Source organism: Paenibacillus catalpae (assembly GCF_900112695.1).
GTDB classification, from domain to species: Bacteria; Bacillota; Bacilli; order Paenibacillales; family Paenibacillaceae; genus Pristimantibacillus; species Pristimantibacillus catalpae.
In genome coordinates, this window is sequence record NZ_FOMT01000002.1 from 1,102,492 (window position 1) to 1,124,785 (window position 22,294).

General features: G+C 50.7%; 20 protein-coding genes. 14 read left to right on the forward strand and 6 right to left on the reverse strand.

Annotated features, from left to right (window positions below):
- The first annotated feature begins 17 nt into the window (after window positions 1-17).
- Both BM200_RS12545 and BM200_RS12550 read left to right on the forward strand, forming a co-directional pair.
- Complete coding sequence (locus BM200_RS12545; protein WP_091185687.1) at window positions 18-458, forward strand: Rrf2 family transcriptional regulator; 441 nt, start codon at window positions 18-20, stop codon at window positions 456-458.
- Window positions 459-699: 241 nt separating this feature from the next.
- On the forward strand, window positions 700-1,335 hold the full coding sequence (locus tag BM200_RS12550) for an NAD(P)-dependent oxidoreductase (protein WP_091185689.1): 636 nt from the start codon (window positions 700-702) through the stop codon (window positions 1,333-1,335).
- Window positions 1,336-1,393: 58 nt separating this feature from the next.
- Here BM200_RS12550 and BM200_RS12555 read toward each other — a convergent pair whose 3' ends face one another.
- Window positions 1,394-2,653 (reverse strand): MFS transporter, encoded by a 1,260-nt coding sequence (locus BM200_RS12555; protein ID WP_091185691.1) that lies wholly within the window; start codon window positions 2,651-2,653, stop codon window positions 1,394-1,396.
- A gap of 170 nt (window positions 2,654-2,823) precedes the next feature.
- Between BM200_RS12555 and BM200_RS12560 the strand changes: the two genes are divergently transcribed.
- The 3 genes from BM200_RS12560 (at window position 2,824) to BM200_RS12570 (ending at window position 8,073) form a co-directional block, all read left to right on the forward strand.
- Window positions 2,824-3,993 (forward strand): exonuclease SbcCD subunit D, encoded by a 1,170-nt coding sequence (locus BM200_RS12560; protein ID WP_091186312.1) that lies wholly within the window; start codon window positions 2,824-2,826, stop codon window positions 3,991-3,993.
- Complete coding sequence (locus BM200_RS12565) at window positions 3,990-7,082, forward strand: SbcC/MukB-like Walker B domain-containing protein (protein ID WP_091185694.1); 3,093 nt, start codon at window positions 3,990-3,992, stop codon at window positions 7,080-7,082. Before BM200_RS12560 ends, BM200_RS12565 begins: the two co-directional genes overlap by 4 nt.
- A gap of 175 nt (window positions 7,083-7,257) precedes the next feature.
- On the forward strand, window positions 7,258-8,073 hold the full coding sequence (locus BM200_RS12570) for a hypothetical protein (protein WP_091185696.1): 816 nt from the start codon (window positions 7,258-7,260) through the stop codon (window positions 8,071-8,073).
- A gap of 71 nt (window positions 8,074-8,144) precedes the next feature.
- On the opposite strand, the gene BM200_RS12575 is transcribed toward BM200_RS12570, so the two are convergent.
- Complete coding sequence (locus BM200_RS12575; protein ID WP_091185698.1) at window positions 8,145-8,663, reverse strand: hypothetical protein; 519 nt, start codon at window positions 8,661-8,663, stop codon at window positions 8,145-8,147.
- Window positions 8,664-8,737: 74 nt separating this feature from the next.
- On the opposite strand from BM200_RS12575, the gene BM200_RS12580 reads away from it, so the two are divergent.
- Both BM200_RS12580 and BM200_RS12585 read left to right on the forward strand, forming a co-directional pair.
- Window positions 8,738-9,121 (forward strand): DUF423 domain-containing protein, encoded by a 384-nt coding sequence (locus tag BM200_RS12580; protein ID WP_091185701.1) that lies wholly within the window; start codon window positions 8,738-8,740, stop codon window positions 9,119-9,121.
- Between the two features lie 262 nt (window positions 9,122-9,383).
- On the forward strand, window positions 9,384-11,285 hold the full coding sequence (locus tag BM200_RS12585; protein WP_091185702.1) for a putative bifunctional diguanylate cyclase/phosphodiesterase: 1,902 nt from the start codon (window positions 9,384-9,386) through the stop codon (window positions 11,283-11,285).
- 62 nt (window positions 11,286-11,347) lie between these two features.
- Here BM200_RS12585 and BM200_RS12590 read toward each other — a convergent pair whose 3' ends face one another.
- Window positions 11,348-11,803, reverse strand: a complete 456-nt coding sequence (locus BM200_RS12590; protein ID WP_091185705.1) for a hypothetical protein — start codon at window positions 11,801-11,803, stop codon at window positions 11,348-11,350.
- A gap of 171 nt (window positions 11,804-11,974) precedes the next feature.
- On the opposite strand from BM200_RS12590, the gene BM200_RS12595 reads away from it, so the two are divergent.
- The gene (locus tag BM200_RS12595; protein WP_091185706.1) at window positions 11,975-12,280 is read left to right on the forward strand and encodes a YunC family protein; all 306 of its coding nucleotides are present in this window, start codon (window positions 11,975-11,977) and stop codon (window positions 12,278-12,280) included.
- 70 nt (window positions 12,281-12,350) lie between these two features.
- On the opposite strand, the gene mtnA is transcribed toward BM200_RS12595, so the two are convergent.
- Together mtnA and mtnK are read right to left on the reverse strand one after the other, a co-directional pair.
- Window positions 12,351-13,409 (reverse strand): S-methyl-5-thioribose-1-phosphate isomerase, encoded by a 1,059-nt coding sequence (mtnA, locus tag BM200_RS12600; protein WP_091185708.1) that lies wholly within the window; start codon window positions 13,407-13,409, stop codon window positions 12,351-12,353.
- A 33-nt stretch (window positions 13,410-13,442) separates the two neighbouring features.
- The gene (gene mtnK / locus BM200_RS12605) at window positions 13,443-14,657 is read right to left on the reverse strand and encodes an S-methyl-5-thioribose kinase (protein ID WP_091185711.1); all 1,215 of its coding nucleotides are present in this window, start codon (window positions 14,655-14,657) and stop codon (window positions 13,443-13,445) included.
- Between the two features lie 176 nt (window positions 14,658-14,833).
- On the opposite strand from mtnK, the gene BM200_RS12610 reads away from it, so the two are divergent.
- The 6 genes from BM200_RS12610 (at window position 14,834) to sufB (ending at window position 20,777) form a co-directional block, all read left to right on the forward strand.
- Window positions 14,834-15,439 carry a DUF1802 family protein gene (locus BM200_RS12610; protein WP_091185712.1) on the forward strand — a complete coding sequence of 202 codons (606 nt, stop codon included), beginning with the start codon at window positions 14,834-14,836 and terminating at the stop codon, window positions 15,437-15,439.
- A 161-nt stretch (window positions 15,440-15,600) separates the two neighbouring features.
- Window positions 15,601-16,380, forward strand: coding sequence for a Fe-S cluster assembly ATPase SufC (gene sufC, locus BM200_RS12615; RefSeq protein WP_091185715.1), 780 nt, complete (start codon window positions 15,601-15,603; stop codon window positions 16,378-16,380).
- Between the two features lie 25 nt (window positions 16,381-16,405).
- Window positions 16,406-17,713, forward strand: coding sequence for a Fe-S cluster assembly protein SufD (gene sufD, locus BM200_RS12620; protein WP_091185716.1), 1,308 nt, complete (start codon window positions 16,406-16,408; stop codon window positions 17,711-17,713).
- Window positions 17,710-18,936, forward strand: coding sequence for a cysteine desulfurase (locus BM200_RS12625; protein ID WP_091185719.1), 1,227 nt, complete (start codon window positions 17,710-17,712; stop codon window positions 18,934-18,936). Before sufD ends, BM200_RS12625 begins: the two co-directional genes overlap by 4 nt.
- The gene (gene sufU / locus BM200_RS12630) at window positions 18,923-19,348 is read left to right on the forward strand and encodes a Fe-S cluster assembly sulfur transfer protein SufU (RefSeq protein ID WP_091185721.1); all 426 of its coding nucleotides are present in this window, start codon (window positions 18,923-18,925) and stop codon (window positions 19,346-19,348) included. Before BM200_RS12625 ends, sufU begins: the two co-directional genes overlap by 14 nt.
- Before the next feature lie 31 nt (window positions 19,349-19,379).
- Window positions 19,380-20,777 carry a Fe-S cluster assembly protein SufB gene (sufB, locus tag BM200_RS12635; protein ID WP_091185723.1) on the forward strand — a complete coding sequence of 466 codons (1,398 nt, stop codon included), beginning with the start codon at window positions 19,380-19,382 and terminating at the stop codon, window positions 20,775-20,777.
- A 364-nt stretch (window positions 20,778-21,141) separates the two neighbouring features.
- Here sufB and BM200_RS12640 read toward each other — a convergent pair whose 3' ends face one another.
- Window positions 21,142-22,206 (reverse strand): HD-GYP domain-containing protein, encoded by a 1,065-nt coding sequence (locus BM200_RS12640; RefSeq protein ID WP_091185726.1) that lies wholly within the window; start codon window positions 22,204-22,206, stop codon window positions 21,142-21,144.
- Between the last annotated feature and the right edge of the window lie 88 nt (window positions 22,207-22,294).

Sequence of the window (22,294 nt, forward strand, 5' to 3'; positions counted from 1 at the left end):
TATTGGAGGTCAAACAAGTGAAAATCAGCAGCCGCTTCTCCATAGCGGTTCATATTTTATCGCTGCTTGAAATTTCGAAGGATGCCCATAACACCTCAGAATGGATTGCCGGCAGCGTAAATACGAACCCCGTTATCATCCGCAGACTATTGGGACAGCTCAAGAAAGCTGGACTTGTCCAGGTCCGGGCAGGTACCGGCGGTGCTTATCTGACGAAGGAAATGAGCGAGATTACATTGCTGGAGATTTTCCGGGCAGTGGATGTTGTTGAGGAAGGACAGTTGTTTCATATCCATGAGGAGCCTAATCCGGAATGTCCGGTTGGAGCAAGTATTCAGGTTGTTCTGGAGCTTGTTCTGAAGAAGGCGCAGCATGCGATGGAGGGTGTCCTCTCGGAAATTACGCTGGAAGACCTCGTCGCGGATTTGATAAGAAATAATCAAAACCAATCGAAGTAAGAATGGCTTCACAATTCTTTAAGCGAATGCTTACGAAGTAAGAATGGCTTCACAATTCTTTGAGCGAATGCTTACGAAGTAAGAATTGCTTCACAATTCTTTGAGCGAATGCTTACGAAGTAAGAATTGCTTCACAATTCTTTAAGCGAATACTTACGAAGTAAGAATTGCTTCACAATTCTTTGAGCGAATGCTTACGAAGTAAGAATTGCTTCACAATTCTTTGTAGGAGGATATCATAATGAAAATTGCAGTTGTAGGTGCTACAGGTAAAGCAGGTCAATTGGTTGTCAAAGAGGCGCTCGGCAGAGGGCATGAAGTAACGGCGGTTGTACGTAATCGTTCCAAGGTAACGACGGAAGGCGTTCAAGTAGTTGAAAAAGAGGTTTTTGATCTGAAGGGTGCCGATCTGCAGGGCTTCGACGTTGTTGTAAACGCCTTTGGCGCACCGCTTGGCCAAGAGCAGCTTCATGTGACGGCCGGCAAAGCATTGATTGATGCTTTATCCGGATCGGATACACGCCTGATCGTCATCGGCGGGGCAGGCAGCTTGTACGTGGATGAAGCGAAAACTATTCAGCTCTTTAATACACCGGAATTCCCGGAGATGTTCCTTGCTACGGCGAAGAGCCAGGGGCAAAATCTCGAGGAACTGAAGCAGTCGGCAGGTCTGAAATGGACCTTCATCAGCCCTTCCGCCTTCTTTGATCCGGAGGGCAAGCGTACCGGCGCGTATACAAAAGGGAAAGATCATCTGCTCGTCAATTCGAAGGGCAACAGCTATGTCAGTTATGAAGACTTTGCGATTGCAGTCGTTGATGAGATCGAGAATGCACAGCATGTGAACGAGCGTTTCACACTGACATCCGAGAACTAATAAATAGAGAGAGGCTGCTCCCTTCATCCTAATGATGAGGGGGGCAGCCTCTTTATCGTTATAGCAAAGCGCCTCGTGTTTTCAAGTGGCGGTACAACATAATGGAAATACCTGAACAGAGCAAGGCACAAACCCCAATAAAGATATACCCCGCTTGAAGACCGGCAATTAGGCCGGCAGTCGGATGACTATCATCCGCGAATCCGTCCTTGAACAGCTCAATGATAAGTCCGATCAGGTAATTCCCCGCAACCGTTGCAACTCCCATCAAGGTCACCGTAAACGTAATGGCCGTATCACTTTCATTCGAATAACGCTTCGCGATGAGAGCCATAACCGTCGGATACATCGGTGCGATGCCAATGCCGGCTGCAGCGAATAAGAATGCGCCAGGTTCTCCGATGATGATGGCGGCAATCGAGCAAATGCCAGACATGCCTGAGAACACGATGAGCGACATCGTATAGCCGATTTTATCCGTAACGGGACCTAGAACAAGCCTCGCAATCGTAAAGCAGAGGAAGAAGGCAGACAGCATACCTGCCGAAGCATCACTGCTCCATCCATATGCTTTTTCCAAAAAGTTAACGAGCCAGCTTCCGATCGACATCTCGGACACTACGCCGAGGGAAAGGACGGCTACCAGCAGCCATGCGGCTTTATCCCGTACATATTCCCGCAGCGACAGGCGTTCGCCTTGTTGCACTTCTTGTCTTGGCGCTTTAGAGAATACAGTTGGAATCATCGGCAGCAGGGTCAGCGACAGCATCAGGCAATACATTCCCCGCCAGCCAAGCTCTGAGCCAAATAGGTGAACGCCCATCAGATTAGCGGCCAGAAGAGGGGCGACAATGGAGCTTAGCCCGTAGAAGAAATGCGCAAGGTTCATCATCGTGCCGGTATTGCGGGTGAAAATTTGCGCGGCAAGAATCGCAAGAGCGATTTCAAGTAGGCCGTTGCCGATGTACATGAAGAAGTAGGACAGTACCATCGTTGAATAACTGATAGAGAAATAGAGGCAGAAGCCGGATACGACCATCGAGCCGAAAGCGATAAGGGTCGTCAGCTTGATGCCAATCTTTTTGACCAGCCAGCCCGTAAAGCTGCAGGCGATCAAATAGCCCAGCGAATTAAGGGCCAGCAGCATGCCGATCTGCGCCTCATTCAGGGAGAAGTCGGCCTGCATGCGGGGAATAGCGGGACCTTTAATATTTTCCGAGAAGCCAAATATTAGAAATCCGCCAAATACGACGGCTAAGAGCAGCGTATGGTTGCTGAACAAGGAACGCTTAGTCCTTGCTTCTAGCTCAGTTTGCATGTTGTCCTCCTGTATTTGATATCTATTCTGTCTATGAAGTCCGTCTACTAATGTACCATTGTTCGGGCCTTCGGGAAATATTTTCAGGAAGGAAAATGAAGGCGAAAAGCGAATATATGTACGGTTATGGGTATGAGAGTACACGAGTAGTGGAAGGGAATGTTCATAGAGTGAAATTTTATCATACTGCAGACTGGCATTTAGGCAAGCTTGTGCAGGGTGTATATATGACGGAAGACCAGCGTTACGTGCTGGAACAATTTGTGCGCGCAGTAGAAGAAGAACGGCCGGATGCGGTCATTATTGCGGGTGATCTGTACGACCGGGCTATTCCGCCTACGGAAGCGGTTGATCTGCTGGATGAATTGCTGGAGAAAATCGTTGTCGGGCTGGATACGCCGGTGCTTGCGATATCCGGCAATCATGACAGTCCTGACCGGATCGACTTCGGGACGGCCATGATGGAGAGCCGGGGGCTTCATATTGCCGGCAGGCTGAGACCCGAGCTTAAGCCGGTTGTGCTTAAGGATGCCGAAGGCGAGGTTCATGTTCATCTGGTGCCTTATGCCGACCCTGCCCAGGTAAGGCTGACGTTTGAAGATGAAACGATCCGGACGCATGATGAGGCGATGCGGGCCATTACGGGACGGATTGCTGCGCAGATGGATCCGGCCGCAAGACATATCGCGGTAGGACATGCTTTCGTTACGGCAACAGGCGCGGCGGAGCCCAATACAAGCGATTCGGAGCGCCCGTTATCTATAGGTGGAGCTGAGCATGTGCGGGCGGAATATTTTGCGCCATTTCATTATACCGCGCTGGGGCATCTGCATCAGGCGCATTTTGTCGGCAGCGAAAAAATTCGTTACGCGGGCTCGCCGCTCAAATATTCGATCTCCGAGGAGCATCACAATAAAGGCTATCTGGTAGTAGAAATGGACGGGGACGGGAACGTCGCCATTGAGAAGCGCGAGCTGAAGCCTCTTCGGGATATGCGCCGGATTGCCGGACCAATCGAGGAGATTGAGACACATCCGGTTTGCGAGGATTATGTGTTTGTTACGCTGCTGAATGATAATCCCGTTTTATTCCCGATGGAAAAGGTAAGAGCGGTCTATCCGAATGCACTTCATGTGGAGCGCAGGGTTACGGCAGTGCGCGGTGCCGGTGAGGAAGCAGGCTCATCGGAGGAAGCTGTGCGCAGAAGTGAAGCGGATCCGATCAGCCTCTTCGAATCCTTCTATATGGAAGTGAAAGGCGTACCGCTGGATGAGCCGAAAAAGAGGCTGTTTACCGATACCTTTGGCGGACTGCTGAGAGAGGAGGGGGAAGCCGGATGAGACCTCTCAAAATTACGATGACGGCCTTTGGCCCATACCGTGACTCAGAGATCGTAGATTTCAGCGAGCTTGGCCAGCATCGGCTGTTTGTTATCTCCGGCAGTACAGGAGCAGGCAAAACAACGATTTTTGATGCCCTCTGCTTTGCGCTGTACGGCACGGCAAGCGGTGAAGACCGTTCGGAGCCTCGCATGCTCCGAAGCCATTTCGCGGATGATGAGAAGCATACGTCGGTGGAGCTGGATTTTGCCGTGGGGCGTCGCATGTTTCGGGTATTCCGTCAGCTTCCTCACCGGAAGGGGACGAATAAAAGCGAGACGGGCGGCAAAGCCGAGCTGTATGAACTGACGGACGGTGAAGCTGTTCCGGCTGTGGACCGGTTTATGGTCGGGGACGTAAACGCGAAGCTCGAGACGATCATTGGTCTGACGAAGGAGCAGTTCAATCAGATTGTGATGCTGCCGCAAGGCGAATTCCGCAAGCTGCTCACTTCGGACACGGACAATAAAGAAGAGATTTTGCGCCGGATTTTCCGGACGGAGCTGTATCAAAGGCTTGAGCTTCGCTTCCAGCAGCAGAACCGGGAGCTTGGCGATGCGCTGAAGGAAGCCAAGCTCAGCGTAGGCCACTTTATGAAGCAGGCAGCGGACAATCTGCCGCGCAGAGAAAATAGTCTGTTTGCCCAGACGCTGACGCAGGAGCTTTATAATGCCGCTCAGCTGTCAGAAGCACTGGAACAGGAGATTGCCTATTACCGTCAGCTCATGGCGGAAGGGGAATCGGGCAAGCGCGAGCTCCAGCGGCAGCTGGAGGAGCAGGAGCTGGCGCTGCAAGGCGAGCTGGCGCTGCAGGCGCGGTTTGTTGAGCTTTCCGGCGAGCGGGCGAAGCAGGAACGGCTTGCGGCGCAGAGCGGCGAGCATGCGGAGAAGGAACGCCGGCTCTTGCTCGCGGAGCGAGCGGCGCTGCTTGCGCCGTACGCGGAGCAGGCGGGCCGCGCGGAGCGGGATGCCGCGGCGAAGCAGCAGGCCCGCGATATGCGGCGCCAGGCGGCGGAGGCCGCGAAGGAGGCTCTCGCGGCAGCCGAGGAGCGCCATCGCCGCGAGGAAGAGCGCGGCGGGGAGCGGCAGGCGGCGGAACGCGAGCTGCACCGGCTCGCGGAGCTGGCGCCGGCGGTGCAAACGCTGGAGGCGCAGCGCGTAGCGGTAGAGCAGCTTGCGGCCGCGGAGAAGAATGGCGCTGCGAAGCTGTCATCAGCGGAAGCTTTGATCGCCGAAGCGAAGGAAGCAAAGGCAAGTCTTGCAGCGCAGCTCAAGTCGATTGAGGGTGCTGTCGAGCTGCTGCCCGGCGTGACCGAGCAGAGAAATCAGGTTGTGCAGACAGGCAAGTATATTTCCAAGCTGATTGAGCTGGAGAAGGATCTTGCCTCCTATTCTTCAGTAATCGAAGAACGGGCGTCGTTGCTTGCCCAAATCCGGGAGGAGCATGATCGGCTGGAACGCAGCTGGATTGAAGGACAGGCGAGTCTCTTGGCAGCCCATCTTCATGACGGTCAGCCCTGTCCGGTCTGCGGCAGCCAGGAGCATCCCGGCAAAGTTGTTGCGGTGGAAGCCGTGCCGTCACGGGAACAGCTTCAACAGGCGAAGGAGCAGCTGTCCCGCTATGAACGCGAGCTGAACGATGCGAAGCTGCAGGCAGCAGCTGCACGTTCAAGCTGGGAAGGAAGCGCAGCGGAGCTTGCGGAGTACGGAGCTGTTGCTTCCGGGCTTGCCGAGCAGCAGGCTGAACTTAGGAAACGCTGGAAGCAGCTGAACGAGGAAGCGGAACGGCTTCAGCTTCAGGTTGAGCAAGGAAAGCAGCTGAAGCAGCGCGCGGAAGAGATCGAACAGAAGCTTGAGCAGCTTCAGCAGGCGAAGGATAAGCTGCAGGCAGAGCAGCAGCAGATTGCGGTGGAGAAAGGTGCCAAGCAGTCGGCGCTGGAGAAGGAGCTTGAGCGTATTCCGGAGGAGCTTCGCTCGCCTCAGCGGATGGAGCTGCGTTTGAAGCAGCAGCGCGTCTTGACGGAATCGCTTGCCGCGGTCTGGAAGGAAGCTCGGGATCAACTGCTCCGGATGCGTGCCAAGTTCGCTGAAGAACAGGCGCATGCGGAGCAGACCGAGCAGCAGCTGACAGAAGCCCGCAACAATGCAAGTCTTTCAGCGAAGCGTTTCGAGGAAGAACTCGAGAAAGCGGAATTTGGCTCCGTGGATGACTTCCGGGATGCACATATGCCGGATCAGGACAGGCATGCGCTGAAGCATCAGATCGAAACGTACAAGACTGCGCTTGCAGCCGTGAAGAAACGGATAGAAGAGCTGGAATCTGAGCTTTCGGATAAGCAGCAGGCCGATATAGAGGCTATGAAATCGGCTATATCTGATCTGAAGCTGCGAATCGAAGCTGCCGCTAATGCCCTTCAGATAGCATCCCGGTTCGCCGAGGATGCCGGCAAGCTGAAGACCGCCATCGATCAGGCAGCAGGCAGGGTGAAGGAGCTGGAGGCGAAGCTCGAGCAGGTACTTGATCTGTATCAGATGCTTAAGGGAGACAATGCACTCAAAATTTCATTCGAACGTTATATTCTGATTGAATACTTGGAGCAAATTTTGCATGCCGCAAACGAACGGCTACGTCATTTGTCCGGTGGACAATTTGTACTGCAGCGGAGCGATCGGCTCGAAACGCGCGGCAAGCAAAGCGGGCTTGGTCTTGATGTGTACGATGCCTATACCGGGCAGAACCGTGATGTGAAGACGATGTCCGGCGGTGAGAAGTTTAATGCCTCGCTGTGTCTCGCGCTTGGCATGACCGATGTCATTCAGTCCTATCAAGGCGGCGTCTCCATCGAGATGATGTTTATTGATGAAGGGTTTGGCTCGCTGGATGAGGATTCTCTCAACAAAGCGATTGAGGCGCTGGTTGATTTGCAGCGTTCCGGCCGCATGATTGGCGTGATCTCTCACGTGCAGGAGCTGAAGCAGGCGTTCCCTGCTACTCTTGAGGTTTATAAGACGAAGGAAGGATACAGCCGCACATCCATTTCTGTAAAATAATAGGTTGACACCTTTGCGGAACAAGCCGTATAGTGAAAGAACATATGCGGCAGCATGATCTTATCGAACGGGAAGCACCCTTCGAACCAGCCTTACGGCTTGGTTTGGAGGGTGCTTTTTTGCGTTTTCGGCTAGACTGCCGCTATGAACATTAAAGACAGGAGGAATGATACGCATGAAATTTCGAATGCCGATAGCTGTGCTCCTATTAGCTGTCCTGCTTTCTGCCATTCTTCCGGCAGCTGTTACGGAAGCGGCGGTTAATATGCTGTCTTCTACGGCACAGAAGCAGTTCGACAAGACGAAAGCAGGCATGACCTCAACTGACGCCGCCAAGCTGCAGGCATCGTATCAAAGCTTCGTCCAGCAGCAGAATTCGATTGCGGCGCAGGATACGCGCATCAAGTCGGCGAGCAAGGCCAATGATGACAAGGAATCGGAGCTGCGGCAAAAGATTCGTACTATTGACAAGGCCAAGCTGGAGGCGCTGGAGAGGAAGGTTGCGCAGCTGAAAAATGCATACCAGCCCTTATTTAATCAGTACGCTGCTGCGCAAGCAGAATTAAAGGCGGCAAGGAAATACGGCATTAAGGAGCTGACAGCGGCCGTTCAGCTAAAAGTGGATTTATTCGAGATCTCCGTAAAGAGTGCCAAGGAGGAAATACGCGCGGCGCAAGCTGCGCTCACTTCTGCAAAAGCAGCGGCAAACGATAAGATGAAGCGGCTGCGAGGCCAGCTCGACGCCATAACGGAGGAGGAGAAGCGCATATCCGTGGAGAAATCCGCAATCAGCCAGCTCAACAAACAGAAATCGGAAGAATGGAGCGATCTGCTGTACGCGCTGCGCAGCTACGACGGGAAAACCTCTATCCGTTCGCTTGCTACTCTCAACGGTATTGCCAAGCAGATCGCAGACCGTCAAGTAAAGATTGAAGGTTGCGAGAAGAAGATTGCGGAGGTTAATAAAACCGTTTCTAATCAGCTCTCGTAAAACAGGAATGCTGTCTGCTAGAGTAATCGAAAGAAGAGGCTGCCCGGGCAGCCTCTTCTTTCGATTTGTTGCTAAATTGTCGATTGCGCAGCAGCAGAGACAAGACCTATAATGACTAAGCCGGCTGTTCCAAGCACGATCAGTCCGTTAAGCACAATGCCGATAATGGCAAACACTTTGCGGCGGTTTTTCTGTACGGCGCCAACGATGCCGAGAATCAGACCAATAAGGGCAACACCGATGGAAGCGATAATACATAGTCCGGCAATCATGATGGACACGAATTCAGACGGAAGCGAATTTTCTCCTTCGATGCCTTCAATCTCGTTCAGGAAGCCTTGAGCGTCGCCGGCTACACCGCTGACAAATACAGATGCGCTGATAATGGCTCCAACGACAAGGAGCACGGTGACGAGAGCCAGAATGAATGAAGCGATGCCAAGGCCCGATTGCTTCATCGGTCCGTCTTCTTTTATCGGAGAGAACGGATTGGAAGGCCTTGATGCATAGGGATTTTCATATGGCTGCTCGGGATTAGTGGATGAGCCGTTATGCGGATCTGGCTGCGTTGAATTGCGCGGTTCTTCCAAGAAAGATCGACTCCTTTGTAATAAGTGGATTTACTTGTAAGATTATACACAAACATGAAAGGGATGAAAATAAGATGTCTTATAAATATTTCGCATATGGTGCGATTGGCGCTGCATTAGCAGTAGCACTGGGTGCCTTCGGAGCCCACGGTCTTAAGGATACTTTAACGGAGGACATGCTGGAAGTCTATGAAACCGGTGTCCGTTATCATATGTATCACGCTTTGGCTTTAATGCTGTTAGCCTTGCTGTCTGACCGGATTGGTGATGCCAAGCTTATAAGAGTTGCTGCCCGCCTGCTGATTGCCGGAATCATCCTGTTCAGCGGAAGCTTGTATGCCCTTGCACTTAGCGATGTTAAAGTCCTCGGTGCAATTACGCCTCTTGGCGGAGTCGCCTTCCTCGCTGGATGGGGATGTGTAGCCGCTGCAGCGCTGCGCGCCAGAAATAAAGTTTAGGAATATATTGGAAAAGACCGCTCGAATATTATTCGGGTGGTTTTTTTGTTTCTTAAGAATCGGATTATTGTCGTCGTTATATAGGTCTTTAATTCTACTGATACTTGTCGTATACGGCTAAATACCTTGTTTTTCGACATAACTCGCCTATTTTCTACAAGAATTATTTGTTGATTTAGTAAATATTTCTATACCACAAAGATCATTTCGTTTATAATGAATCTAACCTTGCTTGACCTGACAAGAGGAAGGAAGTTGGTGCGTGACGAAACGGATGGACGGTTCGCCTAATAGACGGCTTCGAATTTCGCGGTCATATGCCATGCTGCGAACGGCCGCTCTTACGATATCGATAGTCGCGGCGCTGTTCTTTGCAGCGTCCTTGTATAGGAATGCCGACCCCGTGTTGGAATGGATCTCGTCAATGATTGCCGTAATGGCAATTGCAATAACAATTATCCTCTTTGCCAGGGACCGTCAGATAATCGGATTCCGGAACTTCCATACGCCAATCGTAGAGACATTGCTTCAGTCCGAAGCCGTTCCGTTAGCGATTCTGGACCGGGATGGCGTCATTATGGAGATGAACATCGCATCCAGCAATACGCTTGGGTACATGCGTTCAGACCTGCTTGGCACGCCGCTTGCTCCGCTGATAGAGCCGGGCAGCCGCAACAGTCTGCAGGAGATGCTGGACAATGCGCTCCAGGGGAAATCGGAGCAGCGCAACATCAATATTACACACCGCTCGGGATTCCCGCTCGAGCTTCAATTTATCAGCTCCCCGATGCTGAAGGAAGATGAAGTGATCGGGACCGTTATTGTCAGTCAAGATTTGAGTGACCGGAAGCGGAATATCGAGCGTATCCGATACATGGCTTATTATGACGATATGACAGGGCTTCCGAACCGGACATTATTTCATATCCGCATGAATGAGAGCCTTGCTTTTGCAAGAGAGCATGACCGGTTAATCGGTCTTTGTTATTTGGACCTGGACCGTTTCAAGCTGGTTAACGCCTCGTTTGGACGCGAGTTTGGGGATATGCTGCTGCTGCAGGTTGCAGAGCGTCTGTCAAGCGCCTTAGGCGAACAAGGAATCGTGGCCCGCATGGAAGGCGATGAATTTGCTTTATTGTTCCAGGACATTGGATCCGAAGCGCAGCTTATCGAATTGGCCCGCAAGCTTCTTCACGCTATTGATGAACCGTTCGAGCTGAAGGGGTTCCCGCTGCACATAACGGGAAGTCTGGGAGCGGTAACGAGCCTTGTGAAGGAGGACGACGGTTACTCGCTCCTGAAGAAGGCGGACATTGCGCTCGTGAAGGTGAAGGAAAGCGGCAAGAACGACTGCATGCTGTATTCCGAGAGCTGGAGCAATTCTTCATTCGAACGTTTGACGCTTCAGCATGAGATGTACCGCGCTATTCAACGCAAGGAATTTATACTCCATTACCAGCCGCAGTACGATATGGTATCCGGCATGATGGTCGGGGTAGAGGCGCTTGTCCGTTGGAAACATCCCGTGAAGGGGATGATCCCGCCGGGTGATTTTATTCCGATCGCGGAAGAGAGCGGGATGATCGTCCAGATCGGCGACTGGGTGCTGGAGGAAGCCTGCCGTCAGAACAAAGCCTGGCAGGATGCGGGACTTCCGCCGATGCCGGTATCGGTGAATCTCTCCATACGGCAATTTGTCCAGCAGGATTTGGCGAGCAAAGTGGCTTCCGTGCTGGAGAAGACCGGACTTAAACCGGAATATCTTGATCTGGAAATTACCGAATCCATGACGATGGATACCGGCCATGTCTCCCGTTGTCTGCTTGAGCTGACCGATATGGGGATAGGCATCAGCGTTGATGATTTCGGAACCGGCTACAGCTCTTTCCATTATTTAAAGAACTTCCCGATCGACCGTCTCAAGATTGACCGTTCGTTCGTAAGGGATATCCAGCAGGATCCCAGCGATGCGGAGATCGTAGCGGCCATTATTGCAATGGCTCATAACTTGAACATACAGGTTATTGCCGAAGGCGTCGAGAACGAGGAGCAGATGGAGTTTCTGAGAAAGCATAATTGCGATGAGATGCAGGGCTACTTCTGGAGTCCTCCGGTGCCAAGCTCGGATATTGAGCAAATGCTTGGAGCGGCCTTTATTCTATAATCCATAGTAACAAGTGACCCCCCGTACCTGATTGGTACGGGGGGTCACTTGTTCATTTTCACTTATTCTTTAAAGTCTTCAATTTCATTGAGCCTGAACGTATAGACCTGCTTCTCGTCCACATGGTAGACCGTAACCAGATTCCCTTCCTCATCCACATTCAGGATACGGCAAGGGATACTGAGTTTAATGCCAAGCCCTTTATTTACAATGAGACGAATCAATTTATTGCTTTTCATAAAAGCCCGGATGGAATCGAGTCCATTATGAGATGCAGGAGCTGCAGGTTTGGCTGCAGGCGGCGGTACCGAAACCGGCTGTCTGCCCGGCAGTTCTGTTTTGCGCTGATCGATAAGCTTACCTAGCTCTATCCCGTTCAAAATGCGGTAGTCAGCAAACGCACCTTGGTTAAGCGATTTGATCAGCTTCTCCAAAGCCGCACCGTTGCTCTCCCCTTCGACGAGCAATTCAACCTGGAATACATATGAGTTTGTGCGGGCCGATTGTGTTGGTTTCATAGTTCCTCCGGACTAAAGATTAATAGTATCTTTATAAATATATCATCAAAAAGGGTACTCACATAGTCCTAAAAATAAGCAGATGACCAACACTGCTTAGCACGCTGTGCATATAATGTTGGTGCGGTTCGAACTGACCTGTCATGGCCTGAAGTAAAGGAGGTGTCCAAAATGATGAGAATGGTTCCTGTGCCGCTTGGGGACGGAGTTACAGCGCTTGGCGTTGAAGTGAAGCTGCCGAAAACAACTCTGCTGGCAATCTCCACGGATAGAGGTTATATTATGTGCGGAGCGCTCGATGTAGGGCTGCTTAATGATCGTCTGAAGGATAGAGAGATCATCGCGGGTAGAGCAGTTGGAGTGAAAACGTTGGAGGAGCTGCTGGCGGCGCCTCTTGAATCCGTCACCACTACTGCGGAAACGCTTGGCATCGCTGTTGGTATGAATGGCGCAGATGCGCTCCGCTTAATGATATAGCACACGAGTGCAAGCAAAGAGGCAGCCTCCGTTAACTGATGGAGACTGCCTCTTGTCGTTTGAAGCACTATTATGCTTCAAACAGCTTTTTCAAATTCACATCAAAAGGCGCCTTAATAATGCCCTTCTCAGTAATAATCGCCGTCACGTATTCGTTAGGCGTAATATCAAATGCAGGGTTATATACTTTTACGCCTTGCGGAGCCGTACGCTTACCGAAGCCTTCCGTAATCTCTTCGGCTTGACGCTCTTCAATTGGAATTTCCGCCCCGGTAGGGGTATTCAGGTCAATGGTGGAGAGCGGGCATGCTACATAGAACGGAATGCCATGTGCCTTAGCCAGAACTGCAACGCTGTAAGTGCCGATCTTGTTAGCTACGTCGCCGTTGGCGGCAACACGGTCTGTACCTACGATAACGGCGTTAACCCAGCCCTTGGACATGACGTGACCGGCCATGTTGTCACAAATAAGAGTAACGTCAACACCCGCCTGCTGAAGCTCAAAAGCGGTCAGGCGCGCGCCCTGCAGAACTGGACGGGTTTCGTCAGCAAATACACGAATGTTCATCCCGCGTTCCTTGGCCAGATAGAATGGGGCAAGAGCCGTGCCGTATTTCGCTGTTGCAAGCCCGCCGGCGTTGCAATGGGTCAAGACGCCAATATCATCCTGGAACAGGGATAACGCATGCTCGCCGATCATACGGTTTGTTTCTTCGTCTTCGCTTTGAATAGCGATCGCTTCATCGAGCAGCGCCTGCTTCAAAGCATCCAGCGAATGGCCTTCAGCTGCAAGAGCTTCCGCCCGGGCTTTCATCCGGTCAAGCGCCCAGAACAGGTTAACTGCCGTAGGGCGGGAAGTAGCCAGATAATCCGCTGCTTTGCGGACGTCAGCATGCCAGTCCTCCGCAGATTCAGCCGCGCGGCTGCCCAGCACAACGCCATAGGCTGCAGAAATGCCGATAGCCGGAGCTCCTCTTACTTTCAGATGGCGGATTGACTCCCATACATCTTCCGCAGTTACTAGCGGCAAATAAACGATTTCTTCCGGCAGCAGCCGTTGGTCGAGCAGATCCAGCTTATCGTCATGCCAAATGAGTGATTGCAGACCTGCGTAATTAGTTGTAGTCATCTTGTAAATCCTCTCTTAAGGTCAGTCATGCAATTATTGTCTTGCTTCTGCAGTCAGAACAATATCAATAGCTTGTTCGATGGAAACCGCATTGCGGTTCAATTTAATAAGGGAAGTGCCGATCGCAAGGGCAAGGCGTTGTGCACGCTCGCGTGCCGCTGCATCAGGAATGGTATCGATATCGGCAACATGCGCAAGTCCAACGATGCGGCGTACAACCTTGCAGCCGGCATAACCGACAGCATCCTGCAGCAGGCGATTCAAGTACAGATCCTGGTAGCCTGGTGTTTCATTCGCGATGCGGTCTACGCCATGCTCATTCCACAAGGCACGGAATTTCTGTTCGAACTTGTTCCATGTGTCGCGGATAGTCTCGAGCAGATAGCTCCGGAAATCAGCCAGCTCTTTCTCATCAGCGATCCAGTGGCCTTGTCCCGCATAATTGAGCAGCAGGTTCGCGATCACGGCGCCGATATCAAAGCCCATTGGGCCGTAATAAGCAAACTCGGGGTCAATCACCTTTGTCGATTCCGGTGTTGCAAACACGCTTCCTGTATGAAGGTCGCCATGCAGCAATGCCTGTGCGTTTGTCAGAAACTTCTCGCGCAGGAGAGCAACTTCCAGATGAAGGGCTTTATCTTCGCGAAGCGCGGCTGCCGCATCTTCGATGGCCGGCTCAAAATTATTATTAGCGGAGACCGTATAAGGATCGTCGAAAATCAGGTCTTCCGTTATTTTGCACAAATCCGGGTTGATGAACTCTTTAACGCGTTCCTTCTTATCCTGCTGGTTCATGCCGAGATCCGAGGTGAAGAAGAGCGTATTGGCCATAAAGGTCGAGATGTCTTCTGCGAATTTCGGATAACGGATTCCATTGATCAGACCTTGACGCATAATCAAATGATCGCTCAGGTCCTCCATAATGGTCAGGGCAAGCTCAGGATCATATTTGTATACCACTGGCACAAGACCAGGAGCTAGCTTGTTCTGGAGAATAAGCGATTCGCTTTCGATCCGGGCACGGTCAAGGGATAACGGCCAGGATTCTCCGACAACCTTCGCATAAGGAAGGGCCTGCTTCATTATAAGGCTCTTTCCGCTTGCTGCATCCGTAATATGGAAGACGAGATTCAAGTTTCCATCGCCGATTTCACGGCAGTTCAGCGTTGCACCTGCAGGGAAAAAGCCTTCGATGCCGCTTGCGATTTCAATCGCTTCTTGTTCAGTTAATGCATGATAAGCAGACACGGTTCGTCCACCTCCGGTTTCGTCTTTATGAGAAGGCACCTAAATGCCTAGTAAACTCCTCAACATAGTATAGCGGATATTATTTCGCCTTGGAATACCTTCAAATGATATAATGTTACGTGACGAAGGACAAGCGGCGTTAAGTTAAACCAAGAATTAGTTTAGGAGGTAACAAGATGGAGGCGAATAGCGGACGGGATCCGGTCGCACTAAAAGAATGGGCCGTAACTGTAAAAGCGCTGCAGGAAGGGCATCTTATACTTGTTATGCGCAAAGGCGGGATTATCGAGGAGACGCGGGATTTTCAGCTGGTGAGCAAAGGCTTCTACCTGATGCCCGCTTACGAGCATCAGAAGGAGCATTTGCTGAAGGATGCTTACCAGGGGCAGATTCAGGGGACGATGCATGGCTGGACGCCTGACATGCCATCCATCAAGCTGGGCTCGTACGCCGAAGCGGTTGAGGATATCGAGATTACGGATCAGGAAACGCTTGACCGACTCCGGGACTATCACATCTGGACGGATACGTTTGCCGAGGAGCGGCTCAAATGGAAGCGTACGAAGCCGCTGCACCTGCTGCTGCTGAGAGTATATCTCCTGGAAGAGCCGGTAGAGCTGCCTATGCAGCCAGCTTATAATGGATGCAAATCTTGGGTAAGACTGAATGAAGGGATGCCGCAGCCGGCGATGACTCCCGTATTGTCAGATAAGGAATTTGAGCGGCGGGTTTCGCTAATCAAACAAGCATTAATAGGAAGAGATATTTCAGAGAGCTCATAATTTCCAGCCTAAAGGCGTTCCCGCATTGATTTATAACAAAACTTATAATAAAATAATTATTGAGAATCAATGAGAATCACTCTATAATATTCCCATTTGGAGATTCATTTATAGGGATGAGCCTAAAAACCGATTACCAACCTTGGAGGGATAACTATATTATGGCAACACATTTTGTCATCGATGGCCTGAAAGCAGAGATCGAAGGAAAAGAAATTTTGAAAGGCATTAACCTTGAAATCAAAGGCGGAGAGATCCATGCAATCATGGGTCCTAACGGTACTGGTAAAAGTACTCTTGCATCCGCATTGATGGGTCACCCGAAATATGAAGTAACCGAAGGCTCCGCTACAATTGACGGCGAAGACTTGCTGGAGATGAGCGTTGACGAAAGAGCACGCGCCGGCCTGTTCCTTGCTATGCAATATCCTAGCGAAATCCCAGGTGTAACAAACTCCGACTTCCTGCGCAGCGCAATTAACGCTCGCCGTGAAGAGGGCAGCGAGATTTCCCTGATCAAATTCATCCGTCAAATGGAAAAGAAAATGAAGGAACTTGAGATGAATCCCGAGTTCGCTCACCGTTACCTGAATGAAGGCTTCTCCGGCGGCGAGAAAAAACGTAACGAGATTTTGCAAATGGCTATGATCGAGCCGAAAATCGTTGTTCTTGACGAAATCGACTCCGGCCTTGACATCGACGCACTGAAAATCGTATCCAACGGCGTTAACGCTATGCGTTCCGAAGACCGCGGATTCCTGATCATTACTCACTACCAACGTTTGCTGAACTACATCACGCCAGACTTCGTACACGTTATGATGCAAGGCCGCATCGTGAAATCCGGCGGACCTGAGCTTGCACAACGTCTTGAGAACGAAGGCTATGATTGGGTAAAAGAAGAACTCGGCATTGTAGACGAAACAGTAGGCCAAGCTTAATCGGCGGAGAAGGGAGCATAACGGGATGAGTACACAATTAACGACTCCGACGGACCGTCAATCGGCCGAAGCGCTTGCACGCAGCAAAGGCGAACCGCAATGGCTCGTCGATCTTCGCGGTGAAGCGGCTGAGCTGGCAGGTACACTAGAATGGCCGAAGCCGGAGAAAATGCGCATTGACCGCTGGAATTTGACAGCAGTTGGCGCATATGAGCAAGGCAAAGCGGTTGGTTCGATTGCCGAACTGCCGGAAGTAGTTCGCGAGCTGGTTGCTGAAGGTACGGAGAATATCATCGTTCAGCACAACTCGAGTGCAGTTCTGAAGCAATTGTCCGCAGAGCTTGCAGCTAAAGGCGTAATCTTCACAGATCTGGAGACGGCATGCAAAGACCATGCTGATCTCGTTAAACCATATTTGTTCCAAGCGGTATCCGCGGGCGATAACAAGCTGACCGCGATGCACGCAGCACTATGGAACGGCGGCGTGTTCGTATACGTGCCTAAGAATGTTGAAGTTGAGCTTCCGCTCCAAGCGGTGCTGTTCAACAATAAGGCGGACGCTGCATTTGCTCCGCACATTCTGATCGTTGCAGACAGCAACAGCTCGGTTACTTACGTGGATTATGTGGTATCCGAACCGGGTTCGATTGATGCACCTTTCGTTCATCATTCGGTTGTTGAAGTATTTGTGAAGCCTGGCGCGCATGTTCGTTTCGGTTCCATTCATCATATGGCTGACAATGGCGTGGATATGACGCTTCGTCGTGCAGTTATCGAGAATGACGGCCAAATGGAATGGGTTATCGGCGACTTGAATGACGGCTTTACTGTATCCGATACTGTATCCGTGCTGAAAGGCAACGGTTCGAACTCGGATGCGAAAGTAATCAGCATCGGCGGCAAAGATCAAAAAATGAGCCTCACGACGCAAGCGGTTCACTTTGGCCGCAGCTCGGAGAGCAACATGGTCACTCGTGCTGTTATGAGAGAAAATGCTACAGCCATCATTAACGGCATTACGAAAATCGAGAAAGGCGCTACGAAAGCAAACGGCGTGCAAACAGAAAAAGTTCTGATGCTCAGCCCGAAAGCGCGTGGTGACGCCAATCCGATCCTTCTGATTGACGAAGATGACGTTAAAGCAGGCCACGCAGCAAGCGTAGGCCAAGTTAACCCGGAGCAGGTATACTACCTGATGTCCCGAGGAATCAGCAAGCAAGACGCTGAACGTTTAATTATTTACGGATTCTTGGCGCCTGTCGTATCGGAGATTCCGATTGATGCGGTACGCGAGCAGCTTCAGCGTTTGCTCGAAAGGAAGCTTGAAGGATGAATATAGAAGCGGTAAGGGAGCAATTCCCGATACTGCATCAGCAGGTAAACGGGCATCCGCTCGTTTACCTCGACAGCGCGGCGTCTTCCCAGAAGCCGCGTTCCGTCATTGATGCGGTTAGTCGTTATTACGAATTGGATCACTCCAATGTGCACCGAGGCGTCCATACGCTTGGATCTCGGGCGACGGATGCTTATGAAGGTGCACGGGAGAAGGTAGCCAAGTTTCTGAATGCGAAGTCGGCGGAAGAGATCGTGTTCACACGAGGGACAACGACGGCGCTTAACCTAGTCGCATCGAGCTATGCCCGCAGCGTGTGCAAGGAAGGCGATGAAATCGTCATTACGCCGATGGAGCATCATGCCAACCTTATTCCTTGGCAGCAGGCAGCCAAAGCGACCGGAGCGACGCTGAAGTACATTCCACTTCAGCCGGACGGCACGATTTCGCTTGCAGATGTGGAACAAACCATCACGCCAAATACGAAGGTTGTTGCCATGACTTACGTATCCAACGTGCTTGGTGTTGTTAATCCGATCAAGGAAGTAACAGCTATCGCACATCGCAACGGTGCCGTAATGGTCGTTGACGGAGCACAAAGCACGCCGCATATGAAGATAGACGTACAGGATCTGGATTGCGATTTCTACGGCTTATCCGGTCACAAGATGTGCGGACCTACCGGTATCGGCGCTTTGTACGGTAAGAAAGAGCTCTTGTCGAACATGGAGCCGATCGAGTTCGGCGGCGAAATGATTGATTTTGTTGACTTGTATGAATCAACCTGGAAAGAGGCGCCGTATCGCTTCGAAGGCGGTACGCCGATTATTGCGGGTGCTGTAGGACTTGGCGCTGCAATTGATTTCCTCAATCAGATTGGTATCGACGAAATTGATAAGCATGAGAGAAAGATGGCAGCCTACGCATATGACAAGTTGTCCACGATTGATGATATTACGATCTATGGGCCAAAAGAAAACCGCGTTGGTCTTGTCACCTTTAATCTCGGTGACATCCATCCTCATGACGTATCAACGGTACTTGATTCTTATGGGATTGCCATCCGGGCGGGACATCACTGCTGCCAGCCGCTGATGCGCTGGCTGAATGTATCGGCAACGGCTAGAGCAAGCTTTTATCTATACAATAACGAGGAAGAAGTCGACCTCTTAGTGGAAGGCCTCATCCGGACAAAGGAGTTCTTCGGTCATGCAATTGGATGATTTATATCGTCGAGTCATCATGGATCATTATAAAAATCCACGCAACCGCGGAACATTGAATACCGATGCTGTCACCATCAACTTGAACAACCCGACTTGCGGCGACCGCATTTCCTTACAGCTTCAAGTTGAGGACGGCAAAGTAATCGATGCAAAGTTCAGCGGGGAAGGCTGCTCCATCAGCCTCAGCTCCGCGTCAATGATGACTGAAGCTGTTAAAGGCAAAACGTACGATGAAGCACTTGAGCTTGCTGAACGGTTCTCAGGGCTCATGAAGGGCGAGGATGTTGAGTTCCAAGAGAACGAAGATATCGAAGCACTGTCTGGGGTTAACAAGTTCCCTGCACGGATCAAATGCGCGACGCTTGCGTGGAACGCCTTGCGCAAAGGAATCGAGCAGCAGCACGTTTAATACAATCGAATAACTGAGGAGTGTGAATACCATGGCAGGGACAATGCCTGAAATGGAAGATTATAAGTATGGTTTCCGTGATGAGCATAAATCGGTCTTCCAATCCGGTAAAGGCTTGACGGAGGAAATTGTACGCACGATTTCCGAGATGAAGGGCGAGCCGGAATGGATGCTTGAATTCCGTCTGAAATCACTGGAGCAATTCAACAAAATGCCGATGCCAAACTGGGGCGGCGACATGAATGATCTTGATTTCAACGATATTCAATACTATGTTAAGCCATCCGAGAAACAAGGCAAAACATGGGAAGAAGTACCGCAAGAGATCAAAGAAACTTTCGACAAGCTGGGTATTCCTGAAGCGGAGCAAAAGTTCCTCGCCGGCGTATCGGCTCAATACGAGTCCGAGGTCGTATACCACAGCATGCAAGAGGATCTGGAGAAGCAAGGCGTTATCTTTACGGACATGGATACAGCGCTTCGTGAATATCCAGACCTTGTAAAAGAATACTTCAGCACGATTATTCCACGTACGGACAATAAATTCGCAGCTCTAAACAGTGCAGTATGGTCCGGCGGCAGCTTTATCTATGTTCCAAAAGGCGTAAAATGCGAAGTTCCGCTGCAAGCGTACTTCCGTATCAACTCCGAGAACATGGGCCAATTCGAGCGTACGCTGATCATCGCGGATGAAGACAGCTTCGTACACTATGTAGAAGGCTGTACGGCTCCAATCTACAGCACGAACTCGCTGCATAGCGCGGTTGTTGAGATTCTTGTTAAGAAGAACGCTCGCTGCCGTTATACGACAATCCAAAACTGGGCGCCAAACATCTACAACCTCGTTACCAAACGTGCGGTTGCAGAAGAGAACGCGACAATGGAATGGGTTGACGGTAACATCGGCTCCAAGCTGACGATGAAATATCCGGCAGTAATCTTGAAAGGCCGCGGCGCAAAAGGTATGGTTCTGTCCATCGCGGTTGCGGGCAAAGGCCAACACCAGGACGCAGGCGCTAAGATGCTTCACCTGGCACCGGACACGACTTCCACAATTGTATCGAAGTCGATCAGTAAACACGGCGGTAAAGTAACATACCGCGGTCTCGCATCGTTCGGACGTAATTCCGAAGGCGCGAAATCAAACATTAAATGTGATACGCTCATTCTCGATAACGAATCGACATCCGATACGATTCCTTATAACGAGATCATGAACGACAACATTACGCTCGAGCACGAAGCAACGGTATCGAAAGTATCCGAGGATCAGCTGTTCTACCTGATGAGCCGCGGATTGTCCGAAGCTGAAGCAACGCAAATGATCGTAATGGGCTTCATCGAGCCGTTCACGAAAGAGCTCCCGATGGAATATGCGGTTGAGATGAACCGTCTCATCAAGTTTGAGATGGAAGGCTCGATCGGTTAATGATTTATAAGATGCGTGTCCGAGAAATTCGGGCACGTATTTTTTTTGAGAAGAGTACCGGCATGTTTATCGGGCAGATTGGTGCCCATTGGATAGCCGCGGCCTCGCGCTGGAAGGGGCTAACGCGATGTTACAGCATGCGGTTCTCATCTTCGTCTCGCGATGGTGTATGCGTTCGTTCGCATCACCAACAGGCCATCCATCCGCGTGGCAGAGATGGCTGGTATGAACCCCGCAGGATCGTTTGTGAAGCCTTACAATGGCATTAATATGGAGCATATCATATTTGCGGCAACAGCCCGCACAGGAAAACAAACCAAACGCCCGTCCTTTAAGGACGGGCGTTTGGTTATCACGTATCGAATTAGAAAATAATTTCTTTGATCTCATACTCACGGTCCACGGTAAGGTCTATAAACCGGTCTTCCAGTTGAACAAGCGGACGGAAGAATTCGGTTGGATGAGTCATGACGATGGTACCCACCTCGCCGGATTCGAGAACGGCTTTTTTGCCGATAAAGTTAGGAATCATATGCTTGATAAAAGTATGGGTAGTATGCGCATCAAGCTCATTAAAGCTCATCTTGTACAGCTCTTTCAAGACAAAGAACAAGTCGCGCTTCTTCTTATAGACACGTTCGGAGATCATAGCGCTGTAGATGTCGACGACGGCAATCATCTTGGCTACGGGATGGATCTCATCCCCGTGCAATCCATGCGGGTAACCGCTGCCGTCATTGCGTTCATGGTGCTGGAGCGCGCTTATTGCCATCATTTCTGACTGGTCCTTAAAGGATTGATGTATAATTTCATGGCCGTAAAGCGTATGCTTCTTTACTTCTTCAAATTCCTGATCAGTTAATTTGGCAGGCTTATTCAGTATGCTGGAAGGAATTCTGCTCTTGCCGATATCGTGAAGATAACCGGCCTTTGAGATTTCAAGCGCTTCCAATTCTGTGTAGCCAAGCCACGAAGCCAAGTAGTAAGACAACATACCTACTTGTACAGAATGCTGGTAAGTATAATCATCCGCCGTATTTAGCAGCAGCAGCATGGAGACGACATCGCGCTCCATTTGAAAATTTTTAAGAAGAGGCTGGAAGGCGGCTGCGACTTCGTCCTGATTGACGATACCATCGTTTGTTGCTTTCATGAATAAATCCTGGAAGCCTTTGACGGCATTCTCATAATCAGGACGCACGTTCGGAAGCCATTTGGGATGAACAGAGGTTTCTAATGTACGATGAACAGGTTGCTCTGTAGTTCTCCGGTCCTCAATGTCAACATAGTCAACTTGATGCTGAAACAGCTTCGCAATATCCTTTTGCTGAAGGATGGTACCCTTGGACAGAACGTGCAGGCCGTATCCGTTGAAGGTGTCCCTGAGCAGAATATCTCCCTCTTTTAAATCTGAAATATGCAGCCTCATCGTTGCACCTCAATAGTGAATTATGAACGGTATGTATGAAATAATAGTAACAATGAATGATTGTTATGGCAATAAGAGGGGTGCTAAA

Coding starts and splice junctions, on each gene's coding strand:
- BM200_RS12550 (WP_091185689.1), top strand. CDS start 700: ATGAAAATTGCAGTTGTAGGTGCTACAGGTAAAGCAGGTCAATTGGTT.
- BM200_RS12555 (WP_091185691.1), bottom strand. CDS start 2,653: ATGCAAACTGAGCTAGAAGCAAGGACTAAGCGTTCCTTGTTCAGCAAC.
- BM200_RS12565 (WP_091185694.1), top strand. CDS start 3,990: ATGAGACCTCTCAAAATTACGATGACGGCCTTTGGCCCATACCGTGAC.
- BM200_RS12570 (WP_091185696.1), top strand. CDS start 7,258: ATGAAATTTCGAATGCCGATAGCTGTGCTCCTATTAGCTGTCCTGCTT.
- BM200_RS12580 (WP_091185701.1), top strand. CDS start 8,738: ATGTCTTATAAATATTTCGCATATGGTGCGATTGGCGCTGCATTAGCA.
- BM200_RS12590 (WP_091185705.1), bottom strand. CDS start 11,803: ATGAAACCAACACAATCGGCCCGCACAAACTCATATGTATTCCAGGTT.
- BM200_RS12595 (WP_091185706.1), top strand. CDS start 11,975: ATGATGAGAATGGTTCCTGTGCCGCTTGGGGACGGAGTTACAGCGCTT.
- mtnA (WP_091185708.1), bottom strand. CDS start 13,409: ATGACTACAACTAATTACGCAGGTCTGCAATCACTCATTTGGCATGAC.
- BM200_RS12610 (WP_091185712.1), top strand. CDS start 14,834: ATGGAGGCGAATAGCGGACGGGATCCGGTCGCACTAAAAGAATGGGCC.
- sufC (WP_091185715.1), top strand. CDS start 15,601: ATGGCAACACATTTTGTCATCGATGGCCTGAAAGCAGAGATCGAAGGA.
- sufD (WP_091185716.1), top strand. CDS start 16,406: ATGAGTACACAATTAACGACTCCGACGGACCGTCAATCGGCCGAAGCG.
- BM200_RS12625 (WP_091185719.1), top strand. CDS start 17,710: ATGAATATAGAAGCGGTAAGGGAGCAATTCCCGATACTGCATCAGCAG.
- sufU (WP_091185721.1), top strand. CDS start 18,923: ATGCAATTGGATGATTTATATCGTCGAGTCATCATGGATCATTATAAA.
- sufB (WP_091185723.1), top strand. CDS start 19,380: ATGGCAGGGACAATGCCTGAAATGGAAGATTATAAGTATGGTTTCCGT.
- BM200_RS12640 (WP_091185726.1), bottom strand. CDS start 22,206: ATGAGGCTGCATATTTCAGATTTAAAAGAGGGAGATATTCTGCTCAGG.